Consider the following 7,497-nt stretch of genomic DNA (forward strand, 5'->3'; position numbering starts at 1 on the left):
GGCCGATGACGACGTCGACTGGGTGAAGCCTGGCATCACCGCCCGCGTCCGGCATCTGCGCGGTGAGCCGAAGCTACGTCACGCCTCGGTGCAGGATTTCAGGGAGGTAGGTCATGCCGATTCGACGAAGGCAACTGACGCCGGCATATTCGACGAATCCGAGCTAGCCTTGCTTGGGCGGGTTTTGAACAACTGAAGCGAGACAATCAGTCGCCCCATACTCGCGAGGCAATCGCCTCCCGCATTATCGCGAACTATATGGCCGGCGTCACGGATGAAGATGAGCTGGTCTCACTCTCCAAACAGCCGTTAGGAAGGTAGGTGGCAATTGGCGGTGGCTAAGAAGGACCAGGAGCGCATCACCTACGCCTGGATGTATGGCGCGCAGGCGCGCAAGGACGGCAAATAACGCGCGGTGCCCGGGTTCTGGCCGCCGAGGCCTGGCTAAAGGGTTTTGATGGCGAGCCCATTGCCGGTGCCGCCAAGGCCAAGCCGGTCAGCGATCAGATGGAAACGGAGGTCGACGAGGTGGCGATGGATGAGCCGCCGCTCGGGGATGGCCTACCCAGCGCGGATCCGGCACAATGAAAAAGCCCGCCACCTTTCGGCAGCGCGGGCCAACTCCACGAGGGATCACTTAGGGACAGTGACCCAGCCGAACGTCGTCGGGGCGACAATGTTCCACGTCGCCTGAGCCTCTGTACATATTCCTACCTCGGGAAACTCGGACGGCTTTCTGACGTTTTGAGAATCGCCAGCATTCATGTCCCCTCGCTGGCACTCTGGAGCGGCCCGTCACCGGTCCACGGTGGCGGGCTTTTTTATATTAGATGCAACTAATGTTTCTCTGGCGCGTTCCCGCATCGGCCAGACAAAGTCCCAAGCTGGCCATTTCCAAACCCGTCATTGGCCCACCGTGGCGGGAGCCCGTCGCGGCTTCCTCCGTGGCGGGCAGCTTAGCTCTCACTAGTCGATCCGCTTGAAGCGGCCCTTCGCGATTTGAAATACTCCGTTGTTGCCGCCTTGCTTCTCAAAGTCGGTTTGTAGCTCATCCCAAGTGCCAAGGTACTTCCCACAATCATCGCAAAAAATCGGCGTTTCTGGACGAGCATCATCAGGAATTCTCAGCCTTATGGTGAGACAGTACGGGCATTCCAATTTATGATCGAGGAACTTCGGGGCCATTGGCCTCAACACTTCACCTCTGCTTTTAGGGCTGCAACGAAAGACCTGGCGGCTGCATCGCAAGCCCGCCGTGATGGCCCATTCATATGGAGGATGACACTGGCGCTCTTCACCGTAAGCCGATGCTTTTTTGCGAAGACATCAACGTCGTAGGGACCATCGTCGGTGTCAATGGCTATCAATTTCCTCCTCGCTGCAGTGAGGAGCTCGGCTTCATCGGTGGTCCCGTTTTGGTAGCTGAAGAGGACGTACGAAGCGAGCGTCTCGGCCGCAGGGCTATTGAAATCGAAACCCCGCTGGTGGCGAACTTGTTCATATACGCGATGGCAGATATCGAGATCGCTGGGATAGAGCAGACCCCGATCGGAGTGACTGTCCTGCATCCGACGCTCACCTTGGAACCGGTTGCTGAGAAGGAAACTCAACTCCCGCTGGTGTGCGGAGTCAATGAAGCGTTAAAAACGTACAATTCGCACCGGCTTTGTTCCGCCACGAGTCATCGGGCGCTGGACCTTGCATTCATAATCTAATGATCAAGCTGGCCGACGGTCCTCACTTGCGATCAAAACGAACATTAAGCCCATGCTCGATGGCGCATTTCGCGATCAGGTTATCAAGCGCATCTTCGCCGATCGGTGGGGAAATGAACTGGCGGATCGCTCTGCTGGCAAGTTCGGTAGACACGAAATCGTGGTTCTTTTTCCTGGCTTCGACGTACTGTTCCACCAGAATTTTCAGTCGACGTTCCGCAATATCCCCTGCCAACATAGCGTTTCCCTTTCGAAGATGCGCAGCCAATTAAGCTCGATCGGAAGCTTCCGTTCCACGCTAACTTTGTACGATCTTTACCATTGATTGGCCTTGGCCTGACCGAGCGCGAGACGAGCCCACGGCGGAAAATCACATCCGCGTTTAGCAATAACAAATGAGACTGAAATCGAATTAAATTGTTGGGAACATTTTCTTCACCTGACTCTTTTTGGGCCGTCAGAGGCAAGGGAGAGGCGGCATGAAACGGCGCGTCGATCGGGAAAAAATTGAGAAGGCGGACCGCGAGTCCAGACTGGTCGTGGATGCTGAGCGGCAGGTTAGGGAAGCCAAGACTGCGCGTCTACGAGAGCAGCGGCTCAACGCCGTCGATCCGATCAGAATCCGTTTTGGTTCGTCATTGCCAGAGAAAGCCACTTAAACCGCCGGGGTTACTCGGAGACCGACGTGCCTAAGAACCGAGGATCAATTCTCAAACCGGTCCTTACACAACCCAAGTCGTGGGCAGACCGTTTGTTGGGCGTGGTGCGTTCGGCGTCTAAATATCTCTCTCACAAGACAGACCGAGTGCCCGCTCAACATGCTCGTCCTGTTGACCCTTCACCCGCCTGGCTGGGTCGCCCGTCAGTAACAACGTTCAAAGCGCATGAACAAATACGCCCGCGTCGGAGCACGCAAGGTGGCAAATGAAGTTGCGAGACGGTGCCAAACAGCGCGCCATGGCAAGCCGCCGGCCTACGGAAGGCTGTCGCATGTGACGCCGGGCATCAGCAAGGTGCGGTCGATGCTACGAACCGAAGCTGCGCTATGCCTCGCCGCAGGATAAGAAGGAACACCGCCCGCAATTAACGGCCAATGTCAGGTCCACGCTCAAACTCGATCCGCAACCACTTCGTCAAAGGGCATCACGAGCACGCTTCTGCCGTTCTCGTCCGTTACCTCGAAGCTGCAGTCGAACCAACTGCGCATCGTTTGCATGCGAGTGGTAAAGACGAGCTCGCGCGCGGTCGCCAACGCATGGGCGCGCAAGGCCGCCTCGTCTGCCAGTTCGTCTCCTTCGTGGTCGGGGATCAGCCGGCCCCGGTAGCGCACGTTCATGAAATAGCGCAAGTGCCCCTCTCATCGCTCTCGCTTGATTGGGAACTGGAACACATTCGAATATTCCCTCTCGGCAAAACCATAGGCCTGGCCTGCAATCTCTTCCAGTTTGGTGCGATCCTTCAGGAGAATTTGGCCACGTGTGTTCTTGATCGCACCGACGCCTTCCAGTAGCTGCACCGCGATTGTCACACCCGGACGACGCGTGCCCAGCATAATGCTCATGAACTCATGCGTTATGGGCATGGCGTCGTCCTCCCAGCCGATCGTGGGTCATAAGCAGCCAGCGCGCCAGTCGTTCCTCGGTGGAGTAGCCGGCATTGGCATAGGCGGTCTGACTGATCTGCACGATGAAGGTATGCACGAAGCGGAGAAGTACCGCGCGAAGCGTGTGGCTGCGGTCCATCACCACCTGCAGCTCGCCCGCCTCAATTCGGAATGCTTCACCCGCAGCCTGAACCATGCAGGTGTGGGGCGTGCGGTCGACGCCGAGCACGACAGCTGTTCCCACCAGACCCTCCGATCCGACCATGCCAACCTCGAACCGCCCTTCCTCCGTGTCGGCGACGATTGATGCGATCCCCCGTTCCGGGAAGGTTACATGGGAGATCTTATGTTCCGCTCTGAACAGGTGTTGACGTAGCTCAAACGTGATTGCTTCAAGATGCGGCTCGACGAGCGCAAAGTCATCGGGCGACAGAGACGTCAGTAATCGATTACGGATGTGTGGTTGATGAAACTGAGCCATGCGCTCCGCCGCCATATTTGGGGCAAGAGCACGGCACCTCTGCTATCTCTCGGCCGCTTGCGCCCATACAATTCGGCAAGCGATGGGACACTATCCTCCTACGCCGGGGCGCAAGCAACATTTTTAGCGTCCGGTGGGGAGTTGGGTATGAATTCGTATAGTTCGTCAAAAGGGTTTTCAAATGCCATTCGCGGTTCCTTGGTGACCAGTCATTGGAGGATTTTTTGGTATGTTTAGGCTTGCCAGTCGGGCGAGCCGCCTAGTTTTCAATGTTTGGCAAAATAGGGCGCGCACGTGGAGGACAGCCCTCTACACTAAATAGCGTACGCAGCCTTGGCGTGATCCTTGTGGCGATCTCGGCCTTAATGTTTGGCTTCACCGGTGTCTTAACCAAATCAATTCGCGCCGATCCGATGACCATTCTCTGTTGGYGCGGATTTGTAGGCTCCATCCTCATGGGGGCCTATGTGCTCTGGCGCCGTCACCCAAACAGCAGTCTGAGGCTCGGCTAGCGTGGTGGCTGGTTGTGGCCGAGGGCGTTCTAGCAAGCATTGCTTTTATATCGGCGTTCAAATTCACCTTTTGTTGCGAACGTCGCAATTATTTACGCTACCCACGCCCTTCATCACAGCGCTCATCGCTTGGGGGCTGATGCGCGAACCACTCAGGCTGCAGACGATGGTGGCCTCAGTTGCGGCGCTATGCGGCGTTACCTTAATGGTCGCGTCCGGCATCGGTACGGGAAATCTCTTCGGTGACGCATTGGCGATGGTCATGACCGTTGGCAGTGCGCTCTGCATGGTCATGGTGCGAGCCTTCCGACAGACTCCAGTGGTGTGGGCGGGGCGTTTCTACTGTTCGTGCTGGGTTGGTGCGTCGCCGATCCAACGCTTGTTTCGACGCGTGATGCCATACTTCTGATCGGCTCATTCCAGCAGCGGAGACCGGGCTGTTGGGTGCGGCCGAAGTGCCGTTCGCTATCCTGTTCGCGTTCTTGCTCCTAGGCGAGATTCCGGCGGGGGCCAGTATGATCGGAGGCGCTATTGTCCTGGCCGCAGTTTTCGCTCCCGCAGTTCTGGATTGGCTGCAGTCTTCGCCATAGCAGTTGACGGCCTGCGCTGATCGACACAGCTTTCACTGCCGCCAGAGCGCGGTCATGCGCTAAAGCATCTGATTTTTTGCGGATCGGTGCGACTTAAAGAAGGAGGGAATCGCAACCGGCTCGCGCGCTCGGTAGGAACCATTGTCGCACCCTGAAGTTGGAGCCTGCGATGCCCGGGCAGGCCTTGACCATGGAAGAGATCGACAAAGCGCAGCAGGAGGTTATCGCTCGTTTGGTTCGTCAGTGGATCACTACTGAAACGAACCGCCGCCACCTCCGCCACTTGCTGAATCTAACGGTTGACGACGATATCCCCCAGGAGCATCGGTCACTGCTGGATGAGCTTGATCGCAAACTCAAGGAGTGACGTTTCCGTGCTCGCGGCGTTGCGTGGACGTGCTGAACAGCTCGGGTTCTTATGACCGCGACCTTCGCGAGCTCTGCTTGCTTATCTCCCGTCGATAGGCACGCAGTTCAAGCCCGCTGGCTCCCCCGGCTACGTTTTCACACCGGCCAGACAATGTCCCAAACTGGCTATTTCCAAGCCCGTCACCCCGACCCGCGCGGCGGCGGGCTTTTTAACGCATAATTCACCATGCGGCCTCCGTATCTGTCTTGCGGCGTAGTTACAGTACCGCATTCTTAGGCAACACGGCCCGTCGCTCTCCGAACCCAAGCGAATGGAGCGACGGGCGACCGGCCCACCGGCGCCCGCGCCCTTCGTCCAAAACCCTGCCGTCCTATGCCTTGCAATCTGTTACTCTGCCGGGGTATTAAAAACCTGTGCTGGGTTGATCCCTGGCCACTTCAAACTCAGCCCGGTGCCTCGCGGTGGCGGGCTTTTTGCTTTCAGGGATGGGGCTTGTGGAAGGTGTCGGTACGATTTTTACCAACACGTGCGAAGCCCTGCGAAAAGTAGTTAATTGTTGTCCAGGAAAGGCAATGCCAGGGAGGGCGAAATGGCCACCAAGGTTGTTATCTTGGAGGACGAAGCGCTTATTGCGGTCGAGCTAGAGGACCAGTTGCGCGACGCAGGCTTCCAAGTCACCGGCACTTTCTCATCCGCCGCTTGCGCACTGGATAAGCTTCGGCATCAATTACCCGATGTCGTTGTCATGGATATCGAGCTACGGGATGGCGACTGCGCAAAAGTCGCTCAACTTCTCCATACGCACAACGTTCCCTTCGTCGTACATTCGGCCAGTGTGGCCACCTCAGGGTTACATCATCCGATCTTTCTTAGGGGCGAGTGGGTTGAAAAACCTTGTTCGCCGGTGGATCTAATCAGGGCCATCCGTTCGTCTCTTGCTATAGCGAACGAGGTTGAAATTCCCCGTACGGCCAGGCTTGGGCAGGGCTCGCGCATAGACAGGTGTGGATCACCAGCATTCATGGTCCCCTCGCTGGCTTTAAGGGCCCGTCACCCCCTTTTACGCAAGGTGGCAGGCTTTTTTGTTCATAAGCGGAACCTCATATTCCGCCTATGGTTTCTGTGACGGCAGCTTCCCTCGCTGCTGCTAAGGTCCGCACCCCTTGGCCGGGCACGTCAGTGAGGCAGGTCCCCCGATCCGCCTCATCAGAATAGCGGTCGCGCCTCCACTGCACCGGTTATTCGCCTACAGCCGCGTTGACCAGTCTGGCGCATCCGCGGCCATAAACAGATAGGTGCTGACCAACACCAGCACTACCAGCACCGCCACAGCTATCCAGAGCGCGAGTTTTGTTTTGTTCATGGGGAGCAGGTAATCAGTCACCGCCCGCGCCGCAACGCAAATGGCCGTGTGGAAGGGGCGGTTACGACCTTTTGCGCGTGGAACCAATCTGCGGCTGAAAGCGTAGTAAGCCGGATTGGGGGAAATAGCAGATGATTGTCAGTGCGATTCTGGTCGTGGAGGACGAACCACTGATCCTGCTCGACCTTGAATCGGCATTGGAAGAAGCAGGCTTTCTAGTCGTAGGGGTGCCCAACGCCGAAGCGGCGATAGAGGCGTTTGATGAAGATCCAAGCAAGTTCACCGGTCTGCTTACAGACATTCGCCTTGGATCTGGAAACTCGGGATGGGAGCTAGCGAGGCACGTAAGGCGAGCTAATTCAACCCTACCAGTAGTTTACATCAGCGGCGACAGCGCGCCTCACTGGGGCGCTGAAGGCGTCCCGGAAAGCGTGATGATCACCAAGCCGTTCTTCCTGCCTCAAATCACTACAGCGCTGTCCATGCTTCTAAATCAGCAGCACGCGACTCCAGCAAGCGAGGGTAGCAACTAGCCACTTGGTCAACGGTTGGACGGCAAGGTCAGCCTGGAAACCAGAGTTGGCCCTAGCGGTTTGTGCCCCGGCTCTTCATGCCAGATGACTTGCCGCAGATCACGCATGTCGACCTTTTGGTCACAGGAGGGGCAATTGTAGAAATGGTCCCGTCCGTCGGCCACCGGTGCGCCGTGCCGTTTGGCCGGAATCGGGGTCCAAGGTCGGATTGCTTCGTCATCGACTGCCCAGTGCTTTTGCCTCATCCACCTAGACTAGCTACTCGCGAACGGTCACCCGCGACGTCGTTGAGAGGTTAGTGATCGCATCGGCATCCACGGTCACCAGACC

Annotated in this window: 10 protein-coding genes and 2 pseudogenes; 7 read left to right on the forward strand and 5 right to left on the reverse strand. The window is 57.3% G+C overall.

The features are described from left to right. A pseudogene (locus AC1DZP_RS35175) lies at window positions 1-196 on the forward strand (hypothetical protein); the annotation flags it as partial. 1,075 nt (window positions 197-1,271) lie between these two features. Next, window positions 1,272-1,715, forward strand: a complete 444-nt coding sequence (locus AC1DZP_RS35180; protein ID WP_477308837.1) for a hypothetical protein — start codon at window positions 1,272-1,274, stop codon at window positions 1,713-1,715. Between the two features lie 22 nt (window positions 1,716-1,737). Here the strand turns inward: AC1DZP_RS35180 and AC1DZP_RS35185 are convergent, their stop codons facing one another. Further along, window positions 1,738-1,953, reverse strand: a complete 216-nt coding sequence (locus tag AC1DZP_RS35185) for a hypothetical protein (protein ID WP_477308839.1) — start codon at window positions 1,951-1,953, stop codon at window positions 1,738-1,740. A gap of 241 nt (window positions 1,954-2,194) precedes the next feature. On the opposite strand from AC1DZP_RS35185, the gene AC1DZP_RS35190 reads away from it, so the two are divergent. After that, window positions 2,195-2,374, forward strand: a complete 180-nt coding sequence (locus AC1DZP_RS35190; protein WP_477308841.1) for a hypothetical protein — start codon at window positions 2,195-2,197, stop codon at window positions 2,372-2,374. 449 nt (window positions 2,375-2,823) lie between these two features. Here AC1DZP_RS35190 and AC1DZP_RS35195 read toward each other — a convergent pair whose 3' ends face one another. From AC1DZP_RS35195 to AC1DZP_RS35205, 3 genes are read right to left on the reverse strand one after another with little or no spacing between them, the layout of a single operon-like run. Next, complete coding sequence (locus AC1DZP_RS35195; protein ID WP_477308843.1) at window positions 2,824-3,063, reverse strand: DUF6894 family protein; 240 nt, start codon at window positions 3,061-3,063, stop codon at window positions 2,824-2,826. Window positions 3,064-3,072: 9 nt separating this feature from the next. After that, window positions 3,073-3,276, reverse strand: coding sequence for a hypothetical protein (locus AC1DZP_RS35200; RefSeq protein ID WP_477308845.1), 204 nt, complete (start codon window positions 3,274-3,276; stop codon window positions 3,073-3,075). A gap of 4 nt (window positions 3,277-3,280) precedes the next feature. Then, window positions 3,281-3,799: a Crp/Fnr family transcriptional regulator gene (locus AC1DZP_RS35205; RefSeq protein WP_477308847.1), complete on the reverse strand. Its 519-nt coding sequence runs from the start codon at window positions 3,797-3,799 to the stop codon at window positions 3,281-3,283. Between the two features lie 269 nt (window positions 3,800-4,068). Here AC1DZP_RS35205 and AC1DZP_RS35210 point away from each other — a divergent pair. The 3 genes and pseudogenes from AC1DZP_RS35210 to AC1DZP_RS35220 all read left to right on the forward strand — a co-directional run bounded on the left by AC1DZP_RS35210 (window position 4,069) and on the right by AC1DZP_RS35220 (window position 6,397). After that, a pseudogene (locus AC1DZP_RS35210) lies at window positions 4,069-4,901 on the forward strand (DMT family transporter). A 190-nt stretch (window positions 4,902-5,091) separates the two neighbouring features. Then, window positions 5,092-5,268, forward strand: a complete 177-nt coding sequence (locus tag AC1DZP_RS35215) for a hypothetical protein (protein WP_477308848.1) — start codon at window positions 5,092-5,094, stop codon at window positions 5,266-5,268. Window positions 5,269-5,860: 592 nt separating this feature from the next. Further along, window positions 5,861-6,397, forward strand: a complete 537-nt coding sequence (locus AC1DZP_RS35220; protein ID WP_477308850.1) for a response regulator — start codon at window positions 5,861-5,863, stop codon at window positions 6,395-6,397. A gap of 120 nt (window positions 6,398-6,517) precedes the next feature. Here AC1DZP_RS35220 and AC1DZP_RS35225 read toward each other — a convergent pair whose 3' ends face one another. Then, window positions 6,518-6,655: a hypothetical protein gene (locus AC1DZP_RS35225; protein WP_477308852.1), complete on the reverse strand. Its 138-nt coding sequence runs from the start codon at window positions 6,653-6,655 to the stop codon at window positions 6,518-6,520. Between the two features lie 110 nt (window positions 6,656-6,765). Between AC1DZP_RS35225 and AC1DZP_RS35230 the strand changes: the two genes are divergently transcribed. Next, complete coding sequence (locus tag AC1DZP_RS35230; RefSeq protein WP_477308854.1) at window positions 6,766-7,167, forward strand: response regulator; 402 nt, start codon at window positions 6,766-6,768, stop codon at window positions 7,165-7,167. Window positions 7,168-7,497: the final 330 nt, after the last annotated feature.

The organism is Mesorhizobium sp. P2_F8, from assembly GCF_056403655.1.